Genomic DNA, 17,605 nt, shown 5'->3' with positions numbered 1-17,605 from the left:
ACGGCCCTGCACGCGTGATCGCGATGTGCAACCAGAAGGGCGGCGTCGGCAAGACCACCACGACGGTGAGCCTGGGGGCCGCCCTTGTCGAATACGGGCGTCGTGTGCTGCTGGTCGACTTCGACCCGCAGGGCGCGCTGTCGGCCTCGCTCGGCGTGCAGACGATGGACGACCCCACGATCTACGACCTGCTGATGGGCACCGTCAAAGACACCCGCTCGGTCATCGTGCCGAGTCTCATCCAAGACCTCGACGTGCTGCCGGCCAACATCGACCTCTCGGCCGCCGAGCTGCAGCTGGTCAACGAAGTCGCTCGCGAACAGGCGCTGAGCCGTGCGCTGCGCCAGGTCACCGGTGACTACGACGTCATCCTCGTCGACTGCCAGCCCTCGCTCGGTCTGCTCGCCATCAACGCGCTCACCGCGGCACACGGCGTGCTGATTCCCCTGGAGGCCGAGTACTTCGCCCTGCGCGGCGTCGCTCTGCTCGTCGAGACGGTCGAGAAGGTGCAGGATCGGCTCAATCCCTCGCTCGAGCTCGACGGCATTCTGATCACCATGTTCGACTCCCGCACGTTGCATGCCCGCGAGGTGTCGGCCCGCGTGCGCGAGGCGTTCGGCGACAAGGTCTTCGACACGGTGATTCCGCGCACCGTGAAGTTTCCCGATGCGTCGGTCGCGGCCCGGCCGATCACCGAGTTCGCCAGCAGCCACCCGGCGGCCGAGGCGTATCGGCGCGTCGCCAGAGAGCTGATCTCGCGTGGCGGAGCACCCTGACGCCGAGCCCGGCTTCGCCGTCAGGCTCGACAATTTCGACGGCCCGTTCGACCTGCTGCTGACACTGGTCAGCCGCCACGAGCTCGACGTGACCGAGATCTCGCTGAGTGCGGTCACCGCCGAGTTCGTCGCCTACGTGCGTGCGCTCGACGAGGCCGGGCAGCTCGAACAGGCCAGCCAGTTCATCGTGATCGCTGCGACTCTGCTCGACATGAAGGTCGCCAGCCTGCTGCCGCGCGGCGAGGCCGTCGACGATGACGACATCGCGGCACTCGAGGCTCGTGACCTGCTCTTCGCCCGACTGCTGCAGTATCGGGCTTTCAAACAGGTGTCGGCCTGGTTCGCGGTGCATCTCGAGGGCGAACGGCTGCGCGTATCGCGCACGGCCGGTGTCGCCGCCGAGATCGATCTCACCCCGCCCGAACTGGTCTGGACCACGTCGCTCGACGACTTCGCGGTCGTCGCCCGACTCGCTCTCGCACCGAAGACCCCGCCCGACATCGGACTCTCTCACCTGCACGCACCGGCGGTCAGCATCCGCGAGCAGGCGGCCGTGCTCGTCGCCCGTCTGCGCACCGCCGGGCAGGCCACCTTTCACGAGCTGATCGCCGACGCCTCCAACCGGGGGGTCATCGTCGCGCGCTTTCTGGCGGTGCTCGAGCTCTATCGCGAGGCGGCCGTCACCTACGAGCAGATCGAGCCGCTGGGGCCGCTCAGCGTACGCTGGACGGGCGAGCACTGGAGCGACGACCAGCTCGCCGCGCTGGGGGCCGACTATGACCAATGATCGAGAGGATGCCGTGAGCGAGTCAGAAGACCTCGTCGCGCCCGCCGCACTGGCACAGCTGCCGGTGCGGGCCCGCCTCGAGGCGGTGCTGATCGCCGCCGACCACCCGATCGAGACCGTCGCTCTGGCCGCCGCGGTCGAGGCGCCCGTGCACGAAGTCGAGCAGACGCTCGCTGAGCTGCGCGCCGACTATGACGGGCCCCCGGTGCGCGGGTTCGACCTGCGACGGATCGCCGGCGGCTGGCAGCTCTACGTGCGGGCCGGCTACGAACCGGTCGTGCGCCGCATGATCGAGGATCAGGCCCCGCCCAGGCTCTCGCAGGCCGCGCTCGAGACACTCTCGGTGATCGCCTACAAGCAGCCGATCAGCCGCGGTCAGATCGCCTCGATCCGTGCGGTCAACGTCGACTCGGTCGTGCGCACGCTGCTCGCACGAGGGCTGATCGCCGAGGCCTACGTCGACGAGCAGACGCAGGCGACGTTCTTCGAGACCACCAACCTGCTGCTCAGCCACCTCGGCATCGACTCGCTCGACGACCTGCCGCCCATTTCCGACCTGCTTCCGGAGGACCCCGAAGATGATGACCTCAGCTGACCACACCCCGCGTGCCGACGGCGAACGCCTGCAGAAAGTGATGGCCGCCGCCGGGGTGGCGTCTCGTCGAGCGAGCGAAGAGCTCATCGCCGCCGGCCGCGTCGTGGTGAACGGTCGCGTGGTGCGCGAGCTCGGCTCCAGAGTGGGGCCCGACGACCGCATCGAGGTCGACGGTCTGGTGATCGTCACCGACCCCGAGCTGCGCTACTACGCTCTGAACAAGCCGGCCGGCGTGGTCAGCACCATGAGCGACGAGCGGGGCCGCCCCGACCTCAGCCGATATGTCACCGCCGAGACCGGCCGCGTCTTCAACGTCGGCCGTCTCGACGAGGCCACGCACGGCCTGCTGCTGCTCACCAACGACGGCGAGCTCGCGCACCGGCTGATGCACCCCTCGTTCGAGATCGACAAGGTGTACGTTGCGCTCGTGCGCGGCAAGGTGGCGCCGCGCACCCTCGCCGCGCTGCGCGAGGGAATCGTGCTCGACGACGGCCCGATCGCCGCCGACCGTGCTCGCGTGCTCGATGCCAGCCGCGACCGCACCATGATCGAGGTGACCCTGCACTCGGGGCGCAACCGCATCGTCCGCCGCATGTTCGGGCACGTCGGCCACCCGGTGGTCGAGCTGACCCGGCGCCAGTTCGGGCCCGTGCACCTGGGCACGCTGCGCGAGGGAGCGATGCGCCCGCTCACCAGCGACGAAGTCGGCCGGCTGCTCAAACAGACCGGCGATGCGGTCGCGCCGCAGAACCACGTGCCAGAGAACGACTAGACTGGCCGGATATGAGCATCAGTCACGATCTCGCGCGCACTCCGTCACCGGTGCTCATCATCGGCACCGGTCTGCTGGGCGCCAGCATCGGCCTCTCTCTCGTGCAGCGCGGCGTCGAGGTGCTGCTCTCTGACATCTCGCCGAGCGCGCTGGCGCTCGCGGCCGACTACGGCGCGGGCCGTGCGCTGGTCGAGGGCGACCAGCCGGCGCTCGTGGTCGTCGCGGTGCCCCCCGAGATCGCGGCGGATGCCGTGGCCGAGCAGCTGCGCCGCTGGCCCGATGCCGTGGTCACCGACGTCACCAGTGTGAAGGCCCAGATCGTGCGGGCCCTGACCGACGAAGGCACAGATCTCGACCGTTATCTGGGGTCGCACCCGATGGCCGGACGCGAACGCGGCGGGCCCATCTCGGCCCGCGCCGATCTCTTTCGCGGACAGCCCTGGGTCATCGCCGAGCACGAGCACGTCACCGCTCGGGCGCTCGAGGCGGTCGAACGCCTCGCGCTCGACGTCGAAGCGGTGCCGGTGCATCTCGACCCGGTGCAGCACGACCGTGCCGTCGCCCTGATCTCGCACGTGCCGCAGGTCGTTGCCACACTGCTTGCCGGCCGGCTCGTCGACGGCACGCCGTCGCAGATCTCTCTGGCCGGTCAGGGGCTGCGCGACACCACTCGCATCGCCGCCAGCGACCCAGGTCTCTGGCTGCAGATCCTCGCGGCCAACGCTGGTGAGGTCACCAGCGTGCTGCGCTCCCTGCGCGACGATCTCGACGCGATGATCCGCGACCTCGAAGACGTCGATCGTCCCGGTGCTCGGCGTGAGATCACCGAGCTGTTCATCGCCGGCAACACCGGGGTGCGGCGCATCCCGGGCAAGCACGGCACCGACGCCGCGTTCTCGACGACGATCGTGTTCGTCGACGACAAGCCGGGCGAACTCGCCCGACTCTTCGCCGAGATCGGCGAGATCGGCGTCAACATCGAAGACCTGCGCCTCGAGCACTCGCCCAAGGCCGAGTTCGGGCTCGCCGAGGTCTCGGTACTGCCCGAGCACATTGAAGAGCTGACCAAGGCACTTGAGGAGCGCGGATGGCGGTTGAGCCGATGACCGAGACACGCACGGCGGCGACCGCGTCCAAACCGGTCATCATCGCCCTGGACGGCCCAGCCGGCAGCGGTAAATCGAGCACGGCCAAGGCACTGGCCGAACGACTGCACTATGCACATCTCGACACCGGCGCCTGGTATCGCGTGCTCACCCTGATCGCACTGCGCACCGAGGTCGATCCGCACGACGAGGCCGCGGTGCGCGGGCTGCTCGACGCGTTCGACCCGATCATCGCCCAGGCCTTCGACCGGCCGCGCATCGTGATCCAGGGGCACGACGTCTCGGAGGCGATCCGCACGCCCGAGGTGAGCGGTGCGGTGAGCCGGTACTCGCGGCTGCCCGTCGTGCGCGAACACCTCAACGCCGCCTTCCGTCACCTTGCCGCAACCACCTCGGCGCCCGGTGTCGTCGCAGAGGGGCGCGACATCACGACGGTCACCTTTCCGCAGGCCGAAGTCCGGGTACTGCTCACCGCCTCCGCCGAGGCACGCGCCCGACGGCGGGCCGCGCAGATCGGCGAGACCGACGTCGCGGCCATCGCTCGCAGCATCTCGATGCGAGACGCCCGTGATCTCAGCGTCGTCGACTTCATACGGCCGGCCGATGGGGTGACGCTGATCGACACCAGCGATCTCACCCTGGCCCAGGTCACTGATACAGTTGCGGGGCTCGTTCCTGCGGCGGCGGGCACCGACCCGAACCTTTCATCTCACTCTCAGACTCAGGAGTCACATGGCTGAATCACGCGAACCGATCGATCCCGAGTTCGGCGCCACCAGCGCAGATGAGCTCGCCGCCCGACTGCAGCACATCGAACCCGAGATCGAGCAGCAGGTCGCCGACGTCGCACGCGCCGAGCTGGAGGACTACGACCTCGAGCCCGAAGACGCGGCCGTGCTGGCCAGCGGAGACGAGACCCCGGATGCACAGGCGGCACGCCCGGCGCCGCCCGTCCTGGCCGTGATCGGGCGCCCCAATGTGGGCAAGTCATCGCTGGTCAACCGCGTGCTCGGCCACCGCGAGGCCGTCGTCGAAGACACACCTGGCGTGACGCGCGACCGAGTCTCATACGACGCCGAGTGGAACGGTCAGCCGTTCCGGCTGGTCGACACCGGCGGCTGGGAGCTCGAGGCCAAGGGCCTCGACCGGTCGGTGGCCGAGCAGGCCGAGCTGGCGATCGAAGAGGCCGACGGCGTGCTCTTCGTCGTCGACGCCAAAGTGGGGCCGACCTCGACCGACGAGCAGCTGGTCGCCGTGCTGCGGCGCTCAGGCAAACCGGTGCTGCTGGTCGCCAACAAGATCGACGCCGGCGGGCAGGAGGCCGACGTGGCGGCGCTCTGGAGTCTCGGGCTCGGCGAGCCGCACCCTGTCTCTGCACTGCACGGCCGCGGCAGCGGCGACCTGCTCGACGCCGTGATCAAGATGCTGCCGAAGGAGTCGAAGGTCGCGCAGCAGCAGCCCGGCGGGCCGCGTCGCGTGGCGATCATCGGCCGCCCGAACGTGGGCAAGTCGAGCCTGTTGAACAAGGCGACCGGCTCGACGCGTGCCGTGGTCAATGACCTGGCCGGCACCACGCGTGACCCGGTCGACGAGCTGGTGACCATTCTCGGCACGACCTGGCGCTTCGTCGACACCGCAGGCATCCGCCGTCGCGTGCACCTGCAGCAGGGCAGCGACTACTACGCCACCCTGCGCACGCAGTCGGCGCTCGACCGCGCCGAAGTCGCCATCGTGGTGCTCGACGTGAGCCAGAGCATCTCTGATCAGGATCTGCGCATCATCGACATGGTGCTCGAGGCCGGCCGTGCGCTGGTGCTCGCGTTCAACAAGTGGGATCTGCTCGACGACGAGCGTCGTCCGCAGCTCGAACGCGAGATCGAGCAGCGCCTCAGCCACGTGGCATGGGCGCCTCGGGTGAACCTCTCGGCCAAGACCGGCCGCCATCTCGAGAAGCTGGTGCCCGCGCTGCAGGCCGCGCTCGACGGCTGGGACACCCGCGTGCCCACCGGCAAGTTCAACGCGTTCATCCACGAACTCACCCAGGCGAACCCGCACCCGCTGCGCGGCGGAAAGCAGCCGCGCATCCTCTTCGGCACGCAGGCTGACACTCAGCCGCCGACCTTCGTGCTCTTCACCAGCGGCTTCATGGATCCGCAGTACCGACGCTTCATCACGCGCCGACTGCGTGAGGTCTACGGATTCGTCGGCACGCCCATTCGCATCAACATGCGTGTGCGCGAGAAGCGCGGACGCAAGTAGCACCGGTTCAGCGCACCCTGTGCGAAGCGCCCAGATCAGAGTCCGGAGTCTTGCACTTCGCAGGTCTTGGCTCGCGCCTCGAAGCGCGCATCGTGCACTTCGCCGCTCGCGGCTTGCCGCTGTGCAGGTGTGTAGGTCGCTGCCCAGAACCCGCAGCTCGCAGAGAGCTCTTGTGCGGCGTCAGCTCGCGGCGACTCACCGGGCGTTCAGGAGTTGTGTGCGGTTCCGCTGAGACAGACACCGTTCCGCTGAGATCGTGGTGATCCTGACAGAACCGTGTCTGTCTCAGCGGAACCGTGCACGGGGCTGGTGCTGGTGCTGTGCTCTGAGCACCGAGTGACGTCAGCTTGCGGCGAGTCGCTCGCGCTCGGTCTCGACGTCGAAGTCGGCCTTCGGCCAGGTGAGCGCCAGGTCTTCGAGGGTCTCGATGAGAATGCGCTGCACCGCGGCCCGAGCGTAGGGCTTCGAATCGGCGGGAACGACGTGCCAGGGGGCCACGGCGGTCGAGGTGCGCTGGATCGCGATCTGGTAGGCCTCTTGGTAGGCGGGCCAGAGCTCGCGCTCGTCGACGTCGTTGGGGGAGTACTTCCAGTGTTTGTCAGGCCGATCGAGTCGTGACTCGAGACGTCGACGCTGCTCGTCTTTCGAGATGTGCAGCATCACCTTGACCACGGTGGTGCCCTGTTCGGTGAGCTCCGCCTCGAAGTCGTTGATGATGCCGTACCGCTGTTCGACCACCTCTGCGGGCGAGAGATGACGCACGCGATGCACCAGGACATCCTCATAATGCGAACGATCGAAGACACCGATCAGGCCGGTGGCGGGCAGCTCTTTGCGAATGCGCCACAGAAAGTCGTGCTTGAGCTCGACCGGCGTGGGCTTCTTGAATCCATGAATGTGGGTGCCCTGCGGATCGACGTTGCCGATCACGTGACGAACGATGCCGCCCTTGCCTGCGGTGTCCATCGCCTGCAGCACGAGCAGCAGTGAACGGTGTGCACCGTTCTCGGTGCGGCCATTGGCGAAGAGCATCTCCTGCAGGTCGGCCAGACGTCTGGCGGTGTCGGCGAGGTAGTCGTCGGCGTCGCAGGAGCTGCGCCAGCCCGGCGTCGACGCCGGGTCGACGGCTGACAGATCGAAGTGCTCGCCCTCAGCGCGCAGCAGTGCGCGCGGGCTGTCTTTCCAAGGATTCTTCATATGCTCATGCTATCCGGCTACGCGGGCCGGCCAGCGGTGGCGCGGGCGGTGAATGACCTGCTGACCCGTGCGAAGCAGCGCGGTAGGTGGATGCCATGGGCGCCGGGTGCGGTGGAACGGGTAGAATGAGCGGTGTGATCATCGCAACGCACAACGGCAAATTCCACGCAGACGACGTCTTCGGCGTCACCCTGCTGCTCCAGCTCTACCCGGATGCCACGGTGGTGCGCTCGCGAGACCCGAAGGTGCTCGAGACGGCCGACATCGTCCTCGACGTGGGCGGCGTCTACGATCCAGACACGCTGCGCTTCGACCATCATCAGAAGACCTCGGGCGCACGCGACAACGGCATTCTCTACTCGGCATTCGGTCTGCTCTGGCAGCACTACGGCATGGAGTTCTGCGACGGAGACGAAGACGTCTGGAAGCGCATCGACCGCAGCCTGGTGCAGTGCATCGACGCGGGCGACAACGGCCAGGATCTCTACGCACTGAACGACTTTCATGCGCGTCCCATCGAGATCAGCGAGGTGCTCGGCTGGTTCAACCCGGTCACCCTGGTGGGCGAAGAAGACTTCGACGACCAGTTCATGGTCGCGGTCACGGTGGCCACGCAGCTGCTCAGGCGCCTGCTGCTCAAGTCTCGTGACGCCATCGAGGGCAAGCGCTATTTCACACGTGCCTACGATCAGACGCCCGATGCGCGCTACGTCGTGCTCGACCAGTTCGTGCCGCACGGCGGCATCGCCAGCAAGCAGCCCCTGCTGCAGTTCGTGGTCTTTCCCAACGCCAACGGCGATTGGGCGATCAAGACGGTGCAGGTCGATTCGTCGAGCTTCGAGTCACGTGTGCTGCTGCCCGAGGCCTGGCGCGGCGCCGACCAAGAGCACCTTGCCGAGCTGACCGGTGTGCCCGACGTGGTGTTCACCCACAAAGTGGGGTTCATCGGCGCGGCGAAGACCAAGCAGGGGGCTCTTAAGATGCTCGCTCAGGCGCTTGAGCAGCCCGCTTCGCGGGAGTTCGATCTGCAGGCGAAACAGCAGCTGGCCGCAGTCGCCGCTGCACCCGCCTCTGCCCCTGCGCCCGCCCCCGCGGAGTAGCCCTCGCGCCGGACGGCCGCGAAGCCGTTCGGCGCTTGCAGCGGCTATGAGAGGTCGACGATTCCGTTCGACACCGCGTAGATCAGCGCCTGTACGCGATCACGCACACTCCACTTGCGCAGGATGCGCCCGATCGTGGCCTTGACCGTCGTCTCGGCGAGATGCAGATCGCAGGCGATCTCAGCGTTGGACTTGCCCTCTGCGATGAGCCGCACGATGTCGAGCTCACGGCTGGTCAGCTGCTCTCGCGGCACATCGTCGCGCGCATCAGGGGCTGCAGCGACCTTGGCGATCAGCTCCTGCGAGATTCTGGGCGAGATCACCGGCCGGCCGTCGTACACCTCGTGCACTGCGCGGATGATGTCGCGCGGCTCGGTGTCTTTCACGAGGTATCCAGATGCTCCAGCGCGCAGGGCAGGGATGACATGCCGGTCTGACGAGAAAGTCGTCAGCATCAGCACCCGCATGACCACGGGAAGGCGGGTGATCGCCCTGGTGGCGTCGATCCCCGACATCTGAGGCATCTGCGTGTCCATCAGGATGACGTCGGGCATGTGACGTTTGGCCAGGGCGATGGCGTCGAGGCCGGTCGTACCTTCGGCCACGAGGGTGAGCGAGGAATCCAGCCCGATGAACAGGCGAAGCGCATGTCGCACGAGAGCTTCGTCGTCGACGACGGCTACGCGGATCTGATTCACGAGATCATCGTACGTTCAACGGATCGCGTCTGCCCTGAAGTGAGTACTTTGGTAGGTGTCACCGGGCGGCTCCGCGGGGTATCGTCGTGTCCGTTCGTATCAGACAGGCCTGAGGGGGGAACTATGTGGGTGTTGTCGTTGTCGGTGCAGGGATTTCTCGACGACCTGTGCCGATATCTCAAGATCTGTCAGTAGTCGGCTGGCTCATGTGCGGTGAGCGACAATGGTGGGGTGAGCTCTTCGAACCATCAGGTCTTCCGACCGCAGACCGCCCGGCCGAACGCCCGTCTGCCGCAGTGGGGAAGTCTTGCCCTGGTGGTGGTCGCTGTGGGCGTCATCGCCTTGGAAAGCGTCAGCTTCGTCTCTGACTGGTCGACGTCGTGGCAGCGGCAGCTCCTGGAACTGGCCATGGTGCTGATGCTCCCGCTGTTCGCCCTGGCACCGGTCGCCGCAGCGACATCGCTGGCGGCGCTGGTCTTCGCCCAAGCGGTCATGCTGTCTCAAGGCGGGTATCTGCTCTTTGCCGCAGCGACGGTGGGCCTCGTCGTCTATGCCTGCCCGCGATGGTGCCTCTGGGCGCATGTGGCGGTCATCACCGCTGCCGGCGTCATCGCAAACGCGCAGACGGGGACGCTCACAACCACGGGACCATTCGCACTGGCCTTCATCGCCCTCGTCTCGGCACTGATCGGGGTCGGAGCCAGGCGAGCCTACTTTCGCTCTGCCGAGCTTGCAGAGACTGCGTCACGGGTCGAATCCGAGCGAGTCCGGGCGGTCGCGGCGGAACGCGAGCGCATCACCTCGGAGCTGCATGACATCCTCGCTCACGACGTGACACTGATCGCCATGCATGCACGGGTGATGGAGACCATGGACGACCCTGTGGTGAGTCGTGAGTCGCTGGCCGTGATCAAGAGCAGCGCCACACGATCACTGGCCGACATCCGCAGGCTGCTGAACACGGTGCGAACAGACGAACACGCCGATGAGCAGCCGCTGGGAGCCGATGTCTCGGCAGCTCTGCACACGGCGCAGGTCGAGCTGGAGTCGATCGGGGCCCGTGTGAGCAGTCGGGCCGAGGGTGTGGAGACCCTTCCACCGGCGGTGGCCAGCACTCTGGTGCGAGTCGTGCGCGAGGCGACGACGAACATCGTCAGACATGCCGGCCCGGCGCCGACGGTGACCATGAGCATCGCGAGCCAGGGTTCCACGGTGACGGCTGTGCTCACGAACTCCATCGGCGCCGTTGACGATGCTCTCGACCGATCGACGCATTTGGGTCTCGACCGACTCTCAGCTCGGATCGAGACGCTTGGCGGCGAGCTGGCGGCGACCGCAGAAGAAGGCCTCTGGCGACTGCGCGTGGTGATCCCGCTGTTCTGACCGTGGCAGCATCCACTGGGAGTTTGCATGCATACTTTGGTACCTATTCCCGGCACGATGGCCATCTGACGAAGAGCCGCTTGCTAGTCTCGACATATCGGCTGTGGGGGCCTCAGGCCCACACGATCCGGGGGGAGTCGATTGGGCCGCTCTGCTGCATGACAGCAGGCGGCCCTATCCGTGTCTGGATCGTCTGAGACCTGGCGGTATCATCGCCACATGACGCATTTCCTGACGCCGTCAGCGACTGCAGACGCCGAGATCGCGGTGCAGCGGTCGCGCTTTCTCGGCAGGCTGGCCTCGGCCGAGAACGAGGCTCAGGCTCGTGTCGTCATCGCGCAGGCGCGCTCGGCGCATCCGCAGGCCAGACACCACTGCAGCGCATTCATCGTCGGAGAGCGCGCCGACATCCTGCGCACCAATGATGACGGTGAGCCCTCGGGCACCGCCGGACGCCCGATTCTCGACGCGCTGCAGAGCGCGGGTCTCGGGCAGGTCGTCTGCGTGGTGACCCGCTACTTCGGCGGGATCCTGCTCGGCACGGGCGGCCTCTCCCGCGCGTACCGCGAGGCTGCCGCAGCGGCGATCGAACAGGCGACGCTGCGCGACGTGCGCGAATGCGCGGTCATCGAACTCGCGGCCTCACACCACGACGCGGCTATCGTGCAGCGCGCGGCTCGTCAGCACGGCTGGGCACAGATCGGAGCCGACTGGGGAGAATCGGTGACCCTGCGATTCGGTGTGCCTCTCGCAGAGGCCGAAGCCGCACGCGAGCACATGCTCCAGGTCACCGGCGGTCGGGTGCGTGGCGTGCAGACTGACCGTCGGCTGATGTGAGCGACGATCGTTCTACTGGCGCGTAGAATACTCTGCATGCCATCGACACCTGCATTCGCCATGACCATCGCCGGCTCCGAAGCCACCGGAGGCGCCGGAGCCCAGGCCGATCTGAAGACCTTTCAGCAGTTGGGGGTCTTCGGCTCCATTGCACTGACCTGCATCGTCTCGTTCGATCCCAAGAACAACTGGGGCCATCGCTTCGTGCCGGTCGATCCGCAGGTCATCAGCGACCAGATCGAGGCGATCACCGCTGCCTACGGCCCCGACCAGCTGAAGACCGTGAAGATCGGCATGCTCGGCACCACGCCCACCATCGACCGTGTCGCCGCTGCCCTGGGCGAACGCTCGTACCAGAACGTCGTGCTCGACCCGGTGCTCATCTGCAAGGGGCAGGAGCCCGGCGCAGCGCTTGACACCGACACCGCGCTGACCGAGAAGGTGCTGCCCTTCGCCACCTTCGTCACCCCGAACCACTTCGAGAGCGAGCAGCTCTCGGGCATGGCCCGCATCAACGACGAGCACGACCTCGTCGAAGCGGCCAAGCGCATCCATGACAAGAGCGGCGCTGCCGTGCTCGCAAAGGGTGGCGTGCGCATCCCCGGGCCAGACGCGATCGATGTGTTCTACGACGGCACCACACTCGAGGTGCTGCGCGTGCCCAAGGTCGGCGAGCATGTCGTGGCCGGTGCCGGATGCTCCCTCGCGGCGGCTGTGACGGCCGGTCTCGCGCTGGGCGACAGCCCGCTCGAGGCCGCGCATCGGGCGAAGGACTTCGTGACTGCAGGCATCAAGGGCCGCGTCGAGTCGAATGCGCCCTTCGACGTGCTGTGGCAGGGCGCGGCACGCTGACGACGACCTGACGGTCGTGAACGCCGTCTCCACGCTGTGGGCCTCGTTTGCGCAGAGCGCACGAGGCCCACAGCGTCTCTGGCGGAAGATCAGAGGTCGGCGCTGCCGTGTTCGAGCGAGTCGAAGTAGCGCAGAATCACACCCTCGCGCAGCGCCCACGGGCTCACCTGCAGTTCGTCGACGTCGAGCGCCTTCATCGTCTGATGCAGCACGATGCCGCCGCCGACGATCTGGAACGCGCGGTCTGCGGTGATGCCGCGCAGGTTCTGCCGCTGGTCGGCCGGCAGCTCGGCGAGCTTCGGCAGCCACTTCTTGAGGTCTGATCGCTTCAGCCACTGCGACGAGATGCTGCCGTGCGTGTGCGTCTCGCCGGCCAGGCGCGCCAACGAGCGAATCGTCTTTGAACTGCCGACCACGTGGTCGGGGCGCGGCATCTCGGCGAACACGTCTGCCGCGTCGGAGACCAGCTCGAAGGCATGGCGACGCAGTCGGCGAATCTGATCTTTGGTCGGCGGGTCGTCGTGCAGATAGCTGATCGTGCTGCGACCTGCGCCCAGGGGCACCGATCGGGCCGAGATCGGGTACTCGGACGGGCCGATCGCCATCTCGAGCGATCCGCCGCCGATGTCGATGAGCATGATGGTGCCCGACGACCAGCCGAACCAGCGGCGCACCGCCAGAAACGTGAGCCGAGCCTCGTCTTCGCCGTCGAGCACCCGCAGATGCACGCCGGTCTCGTTCTCGATGTGCTCGAGCACTGCTGGGCCGTTGGTCGCCTCGCGCACCGCCGAGGTCGCGATGGCCACGAGGTCGTGCACCTTCTCGGCCCGGGCGCTCGCCACGGCCTGCCCGATCGAGGTGACCAGATGATCGACGCCCTCGTCACTGATCGAACCGTCGTCGGTGAGGTAGCGCATCAGTCGCAGCACGGACTTGTGCGTGGAGTAGGGCGATGGGTTCGCCCCGGCGTGGGCATCCACCACGACCATGTGTACGGTGTTCGATCCGACATCAAGAACCCCAAGGCGCATACGTCAAGCCTAGTGGGCGACGTGTGCACGCGCGCAATTGAAGCAGCCGCCCGAGCGCCGCGGCGTAGAATGCAACTCGTGCCTACTGAGAAATGCGTCGCACTGATCGATTCCGGCAAAGGGCTGCTGCCCACTGCACAGTGGATCCATCGTCTGGCCCCCGACCTGCGCGTGCTGCTGATGACCGATCCGGTCGGTTCGCCATGGGGCGAGCGCGACCCTGGAGACGTCGTCGAACGCGTGTTCGCGATGGCCCGCCGGGCCCGAGACGCCGGAGCCCAGGGCATCGCGCTGGCCTGCAACACCGCAAGCATCGTGGCACGCGAGCCCTTGCGCGACCAGTTCGAGCCGCGCATCCCCATCATCGCGACCGTGCCCGCGGTGAAGCCGGCCGCCCAGCGATTCGAACGCTTCGCGGTCTGGGCCACCGAGACGACCGCGCACAGCGACTACCTCGCCGATCTTGTGCAGGTGTTCGCCGGCACGAAGCACGTCGACGTCATCGGCAGCCACGGTCTCGCCGATGCGATCGAGCAGGGCGACGCCGCTGGTATCGAGTCGGCTGTCCAGGATGCCGTCGCACGCACGCCGCAGGTGCCTGCCGTGGTGCTGGGGTGCACGCATTACCCGCTGGTCGCCGATGTGATCGCGGCGGCTCTGCCGGCCGGAACCGTGCTGCTCGACAGTGCCGAGGCGGTCGCTCGGCAGACCCTGCGTCGGCTCAAAGTGCCGGTGGATGCGTCAGTCGCCGAATTCTCGGACGATGCGGCATTCGCCGCTGCCGGGGTGCGCGATGCCGCCGAACTGACCTGGGCGGAGCGCATCACCCTGTGAGCCGCCTGCTCGCCGGGCAGGTCAGATCTGGCGTTCGAGGAGCGTGCGCTGCAGCTCGGGCCAGGCCTTGGCGAAACCGGGATGCAGTTCGAGACCCGCGACCTGCGTGAGCGGGACCCAGGCGACCTCGACGCTCTCGGCGTCGGAGCGCACCGCATCGAACGGGCGGGTGACACGTGCGAGCACGGTGACGTACGACCAGAAGCCCAGATCGTAGCTGTGCTCGCTGATGGGAGCGATCGCGTCGCTCGGCACTCCGGCCTCCTCGCCGGCCTCGCGCAGAGCGGCCTGCAGCGCGGTCTCGCCTTCGCGACGGGCGCCGCCGGGAATGCCCCACGTGCCGCCGAAGTGACTCCAGGCGACCCGGTGCTGCATCAGGATGCCGCGGTCGGTGTCGTGGGCGAGCAGCCCGGCAGCTCCGAAGCGACCCCAGTACCGGCTGCCGTCGGGCCCGGTGACCCAGGCGTCGCCAGAATCTCGAACCGCATAGCCGTCGGGTGCCGGCTGCAGATACTGATTCCGATCGCTGGCGTGCTGATCCTGATCGCTCATGGCGTCAGTCTACTGGCCGTCGGCGGCCACCCCTAGACTGAACGTGATGCCTGACCAGAATCCTGAAACCGATGCCGCTCTCGACGACGTGCAGCGCGATGACGCTGTGCCCACACCCGGTGGCGCCGCCGGCGGGTCGACGGCGCAGGTGCCCTCCTTGGCCGAGCGCCTGATACCCGAGCGCGATCGCGACGACCTCGACGCCGCCTTCGAGGCGTTCTTCGCCTGGGTGGAGGAACGCGGTATCGAGCCCTACGAGCATCAGCAGGAGGCCGTGCTGGAGCTCGCCGGGGGCTCGCACGTGATTCTTGCCACGCCGACCGGCTCGGGCAAGTCGCTGGTCGCCATCGGCGCGATCTTTCTCGCCCTGTGGCGTGGCGGTCGTGCAGCCTACACGGCCCCGATCAAGGCTCTGGTGAGCGAGAAGTTCTTCGACATGATCGAGATCTTCGGGGCCGATCGCGTGGGCATGCTCACCGGCGACTCTGCCGTGAACAGCGACGCCGACGTGATCTGCTGCACGGCCGAGATCGTGGCCAATCAGGCGCTGCGCGACGGCGACCGCGCCGGTCTCGACACCGTCGTGATGGACGAATTCCACTACTACGGCGACAGCGAACGCGGATGGGCCTGGCAGGTGCCGCTGCTGCTGCTCGCCGACGCGCGCTTTCTGCTGATGTCGGCCACCCTCGGCGACGTGAGCGGGCTGCGCGCCGACCTGGCCCGGCGCACCGATCGCCCGGTCGCCCTCGTCGACGACGCCGAGCGGCCGGTGCCGCTGCACTTCGAGTACTCGCTGACGCCGCTGCACGAGCTCGCCGAAGAGCTCATGCACTCGCGTCGCGAACCGATCTACGTCGTGCACTTCGCGCAGGCGGCGGCGATCGAGACCGCGCAGGGGCTGGTCAATGCGGGCCTGGTCAGCCGCGAGCGCCGAGACCGCATCAAAGAGGCCCTCGGCGACTTCCGGTTCACGACGGGGTTCGGCAAGACGCTGTCGCGGCTGGTGCGAGCCGGCATCGGCGTGCATCATGCCGGCATGCTGCCGCGGTACCGGCGTCTGGTCGAGCAGCTCTCGCAGCAGGGGCTGCTCGCGGTCATCTGCGGCACCGACACGCTGGGGGTCGGCATCAACGTGCCGATTCACACCGTGCTGTTCACCGGGCTCACCAAGTTCGACGGCGTGCGTCAGCGTCATCTCACGGCTCGTGAGTTCCATCAGATCGCCGGCCGTGCCGGGAGGGCCGGCTTCGACACTGAAGGCGACGTCATCGCTCAGGCCCCCGAGCACGAGATCGAGAACGCGAAGATCTCGAAGAAGTATGCCGATGATCCGAAGAAGCGCCGCAAGGTCATGCGCAAGAAGGCGCCTGCCGGCATGGTGAGCTGGGGCGAGCCGAGCTTTCAGAAGCTGATCGCCGCGCAGCCCGAGCCGCTGCGCTCGCAGATGCGCATCACCCATGGCATCCTGCTCAATGCGATCGCCTTCGGCGGTGACGTCTTCGCTCGAGTGCGATCGCTCATCTTCGACAGTGCCGAGTCGCTCGAGAATAAGTACGCTCTCGCGCGACGCGCACTGCAGATCTATCGCACGCTGCGCGCGGCCGGGGTCGTCGAGCAGAAGCGCTTCGACGACGGGCGCCTGGTGATTCGCCTCGCCGACGGCGTGGGCGAGCAGGTCGCCCTCGACCAGCCGCTGTCGCCCTTCGCCCTTGCGGCGATCGAGCTGCTCGATCCGCAGAGCGAGACGTATGCGCTCGACGTGGTCTCGATCATCGAGGCCACCCTCGAGAACCCCCGCGTCGTGCTGATCGCGCAGCAGAAGAAGGCGCGCGGTGCTGCGATCGCCGAGCTGAAGGCCGACGGCGTCGAGTACGACGAGCGCATGGAGATCATCGAGCAGATCGAATGGCCCAAACCGCTCGACGAGCTGCTGGGCGCGGCCTTCGACCAGTACCTGCAGTCGGTGCCCTGGGCTGCTGACGAAGAGCTGCGGCCGAAGTCGGTGGTGCGCGACATGTTCGAGCGGGCGATGGACTTTCGCGACGTCATCGGCTTCTATGATCTGCAGCGCTCCGAAGGCGTCGTGCTGCGCTATCTCTCCGACGCGTTTCGCGCGCTGTCGCACACCGTGCCCGACGGCAGCAAAGACGACGCGCTCACGGCGATCATCGAGTGGCTCGGCGTGCTGGTGCGACAGGTGGACTCCAGTCTGATCGACGAGTGGGAGCAGCTTGCGCATCCCGACACCGAGCAGCTCGCACGCGATGCCGAGCAGTCGCTGCGTCCCGGGGCGCTGCCCGACAATCCGCCGCGGCTCACCGACAACCGTCGCGGGTTCGTCGTCCTGGTGCGCAACGAGATGTTCCGTCGGGTGCAGCTCGCCGCGTTCGGGCGCATCGATGATCTGGCTGCTGCGGATGCCGACCATGGCGGGCTGGACGCGGCCGGCTGGCAGCAGGCGCTTGACCGATACCACGAGCAGTACGACACGATCGGCTTCGACGCGAAGGCGCGCAGCCCGCGCCTGCTCGAGATCGACGATTCCACGGCGCGAGTCTGGACGGTGCGGCAGAGGCTGGAAGACCCGGACGGCAACCACGACTGGCAGATCAGAGCCGAGATCGACCTCGACGCCTCGGACGACGCTGGCGAAGCCGTGGTGCGCACGCTCGCGATGCAGGAGGTCTGACCTCGGAGAGCGGCTGAGCTGCACGTCACCGTGTTGGCCCGCGTGCGGAGCCCGTGAGACCGCGGTTCGTCGAGCGTTCGTCGATCCGTCTCTCCGCTCCCCAACAGATGTTGTATATTTGATCCAGGCAAAAT

17 protein-coding genes are annotated in these 17,605 nt (G+C 67.4%); 13 read left to right on the top strand and 4 right to left on the bottom strand.

Annotation, left to right across the window (positions count from 1 at the left end; translation table 11 throughout):
• The first annotated feature begins 23 nt into the window (after nt 1-23).
• From LRX77_RS08825 to der, 7 genes are read left to right on the top strand one after another with little or no spacing between them, the layout of a single operon-like run.
• Nucleotides 24-776 (top strand): ParA family protein, encoded by a 753-nt coding sequence (locus tag LRX77_RS08825; RefSeq protein ID WP_231832550.1) that lies wholly within the window; start codon nt 24-26, stop codon nt 774-776.
• The gene (locus LRX77_RS08820) at nt 760-1,563 is read left to right on the top strand and encodes a segregation and condensation protein A (RefSeq protein ID WP_231832523.1); all 804 of its coding nucleotides are present in this window, start codon (nt 760-762) and stop codon (nt 1,561-1,563) included. The genes LRX77_RS08825 and LRX77_RS08820 overlap by 17 nt, the downstream gene beginning before the upstream one ends.
• A complete protein-coding gene (scpB, locus tag LRX77_RS08815; protein WP_269453797.1) occupies nt 1,553-2,158 on the top strand; it encodes an SMC-Scp complex subunit ScpB in 606 nt (201 codons plus the stop codon). Before LRX77_RS08820 ends, scpB begins: the two co-directional genes overlap by 11 nt.
• Nucleotides 2,142-2,930, top strand: a complete 789-nt coding sequence (locus LRX77_RS08810) for a pseudouridine synthase (protein ID WP_231832521.1) — start codon at nt 2,142-2,144, stop codon at nt 2,928-2,930. Before scpB ends, LRX77_RS08810 begins: the two co-directional genes overlap by 17 nt.
• A gap of 11 nt (nt 2,931-2,941) precedes the next feature.
• On the top strand, nt 2,942-4,036 hold the full coding sequence (locus tag LRX77_RS08805) for a prephenate dehydrogenase (RefSeq protein ID WP_231832520.1): 1,095 nt from the start codon (nt 2,942-2,944) through the stop codon (nt 4,034-4,036).
• A complete protein-coding gene (gene cmk, locus LRX77_RS08800) occupies nt 4,033-4,776 on the top strand; it encodes a (d)CMP kinase (RefSeq protein ID WP_231832519.1) in 744 nt (247 codons plus the stop codon). The genes LRX77_RS08805 and cmk overlap by 4 nt, the downstream gene beginning before the upstream one ends.
• Nucleotides 4,769-6,295, top strand: coding sequence for a ribosome biogenesis GTPase Der (der, locus tag LRX77_RS08795; protein ID WP_231832518.1), 1,527 nt, complete (start codon nt 4,769-4,771; stop codon nt 6,293-6,295). The genes cmk and der overlap by 8 nt, the downstream gene beginning before the upstream one ends.
• 342 nt (nt 6,296-6,637) lie before the next feature.
• Here the strand turns inward: der and LRX77_RS08790 are convergent, their stop codons facing one another.
• Complete coding sequence (locus tag LRX77_RS08790) at nt 6,638-7,492, bottom strand: polyphosphate kinase 2 family protein (protein ID WP_231832517.1); 855 nt, start codon at nt 7,490-7,492, stop codon at nt 6,638-6,640.
• 134 nt (nt 7,493-7,626) lie between these two features.
• Here LRX77_RS08790 and LRX77_RS08785 point away from each other — a divergent pair, with 134 nt between their 5' ends.
• Nucleotides 7,627-8,592: an MYG1 family protein gene (locus tag LRX77_RS08785; protein WP_231832516.1), complete on the top strand. Its 966-nt coding sequence runs from the start codon at nt 7,627-7,629 to the stop codon at nt 8,590-8,592.
• A gap of 44 nt (nt 8,593-8,636) precedes the next feature.
• On the opposite strand, the gene LRX77_RS10545 is transcribed toward LRX77_RS08785, so the two are convergent.
• On the bottom strand, nt 8,637-9,290 hold the full coding sequence (locus LRX77_RS10545; RefSeq protein ID WP_231832515.1) for a response regulator: 654 nt from the start codon (nt 9,288-9,290) through the stop codon (nt 8,637-8,639).
• A gap of 231 nt (nt 9,291-9,521) precedes the next feature.
• Between LRX77_RS10545 and LRX77_RS08775 the strand changes: the two genes are divergently transcribed.
• From LRX77_RS08775 to LRX77_RS08765, 3 genes are all read left to right on the top strand, one after another.
• A complete protein-coding gene (locus LRX77_RS08775; protein WP_231832514.1) occupies nt 9,522-10,673 on the top strand; it encodes a sensor histidine kinase in 1,152 nt (383 codons plus the stop codon).
• A 219-nt stretch (nt 10,674-10,892) separates the two neighbouring features.
• Nucleotides 10,893-11,510, top strand: coding sequence for an IMPACT family protein (locus LRX77_RS08770; RefSeq protein ID WP_231832513.1), 618 nt, complete (start codon nt 10,893-10,895; stop codon nt 11,508-11,510).
• Nucleotides 11,511-11,546: 36 nt separating this feature from the next.
• Nucleotides 11,547-12,362 carry a hydroxymethylpyrimidine/phosphomethylpyrimidine kinase gene (locus tag LRX77_RS08765; RefSeq protein ID WP_231832512.1) on the top strand — a complete coding sequence of 272 codons (816 nt, stop codon included), beginning with the start codon at nt 11,547-11,549 and terminating at the stop codon, nt 12,360-12,362.
• An 89-nt stretch (nt 12,363-12,451) separates the two neighbouring features.
• Here LRX77_RS08765 and LRX77_RS08760 read toward each other — a convergent pair whose 3' ends face one another.
• Entirely contained in the window at nt 12,452-13,393 is a 942-nt protein-coding gene (locus tag LRX77_RS08760) for a Ppx/GppA phosphatase family protein (protein ID WP_231832511.1), read from the bottom strand.
• A 78-nt stretch (nt 13,394-13,471) separates the two neighbouring features.
• On the opposite strand from LRX77_RS08760, the gene LRX77_RS08755 reads away from it, so the two are divergent.
• Entirely contained in the window at nt 13,472-14,227 is a 756-nt protein-coding gene (locus tag LRX77_RS08755; RefSeq protein ID WP_231832510.1) for a glutamate racemase, read from the top strand.
• A 21-nt stretch (nt 14,228-14,248) separates the two neighbouring features.
• On the opposite strand, the gene LRX77_RS08750 is transcribed toward LRX77_RS08755, so the two are convergent.
• Nucleotides 14,249-14,779 (bottom strand): NUDIX hydrolase, encoded by a 531-nt coding sequence (locus tag LRX77_RS08750; protein ID WP_331716152.1) that lies wholly within the window; start codon nt 14,777-14,779, stop codon nt 14,249-14,251.
• Between the two features lie 46 nt (nt 14,780-14,825).
• On the opposite strand from LRX77_RS08750, the gene LRX77_RS08745 reads away from it, so the two are divergent.
• Complete coding sequence (locus LRX77_RS08745) at nt 14,826-17,471, top strand: DEAD/DEAH box helicase (RefSeq protein WP_231832509.1); 2,646 nt, start codon at nt 14,826-14,828, stop codon at nt 17,469-17,471.
• Nucleotides 17,472-17,605 lie beyond the last annotated feature (134 nt).

It is taken from the genome of Pseudoclavibacter sp. 13-3 (assembly GCF_021168475.1).
Classification (GTDB): Bacteria; Actinomycetota; Actinomycetes; order Actinomycetales; family Microbacteriaceae; genus Pseudoclavibacter_A.
The sequence above is the reverse complement of the archived record's forward strand: the minus strand, read 5'-3'. Positions and strand labels throughout refer to the sequence as shown.

Bases quoted from the DNA above. Each gene is read 5' to 3' on its own strand.
- LRX77_RS08805 (WP_231832520.1), top strand. From the start codon at position 2,942: ATGAGCATCAGTCACGATCTCGCGCGCACTCCGTCACCGGTGCTCATC.
- LRX77_RS08770 (WP_231832513.1), top strand. From the start codon at position 10,893: ATGACGCATTTCCTGACGCCGTCAGCGACTGCAGACGCCGAGATCGCG.
- LRX77_RS08765 (WP_231832512.1), top strand. From the start codon at position 11,547: ATGCCATCGACACCTGCATTCGCCATGACCATCGCCGGCTCCGAAGCC.
- LRX77_RS08745 (WP_231832509.1), top strand. From the start codon at position 14,826: ATGCCTGACCAGAATCCTGAAACCGATGCCGCTCTCGACGACGTGCAG.
- LRX77_RS08825 (WP_231832550.1), top strand. From the start codon at position 24: ATGTGCAACCAGAAGGGCGGCGTCGGCAAGACCACCACGACGGTGAGC.
- der (WP_231832518.1), top strand. From the start codon at position 4,769: ATGGCTGAATCACGCGAACCGATCGATCCCGAGTTCGGCGCCACCAGC.
- scpB (WP_269453797.1), top strand. From the start codon at position 1,553: ATGACCAATGATCGAGAGGATGCCGTGAGCGAGTCAGAAGACCTCGTC.
- cmk (WP_231832519.1), top strand. From the start codon at position 4,033: ATGACCGAGACACGCACGGCGGCGACCGCGTCCAAACCGGTCATCATC.
- LRX77_RS08750 (WP_331716152.1), bottom strand. From the start codon at position 14,779: ATGAGCGATCAGGATCAGCACGCCAGCGATCGGAATCAGTATCTGCAG.
- LRX77_RS08790 (WP_231832517.1), bottom strand. From the start codon at position 7,492: ATGAAGAATCCTTGGAAAGACAGCCCGCGCGCACTGCTGCGCGCTGAG.
- LRX77_RS08760 (WP_231832511.1), bottom strand. From the start codon at position 13,393: ATGCGCCTTGGGGTTCTTGATGTCGGATCGAACACCGTACACATGGTC.
- LRX77_RS08810 (WP_231832521.1), top strand. From the start codon at position 2,142: ATGATGACCTCAGCTGACCACACCCCGCGTGCCGACGGCGAACGCCTG.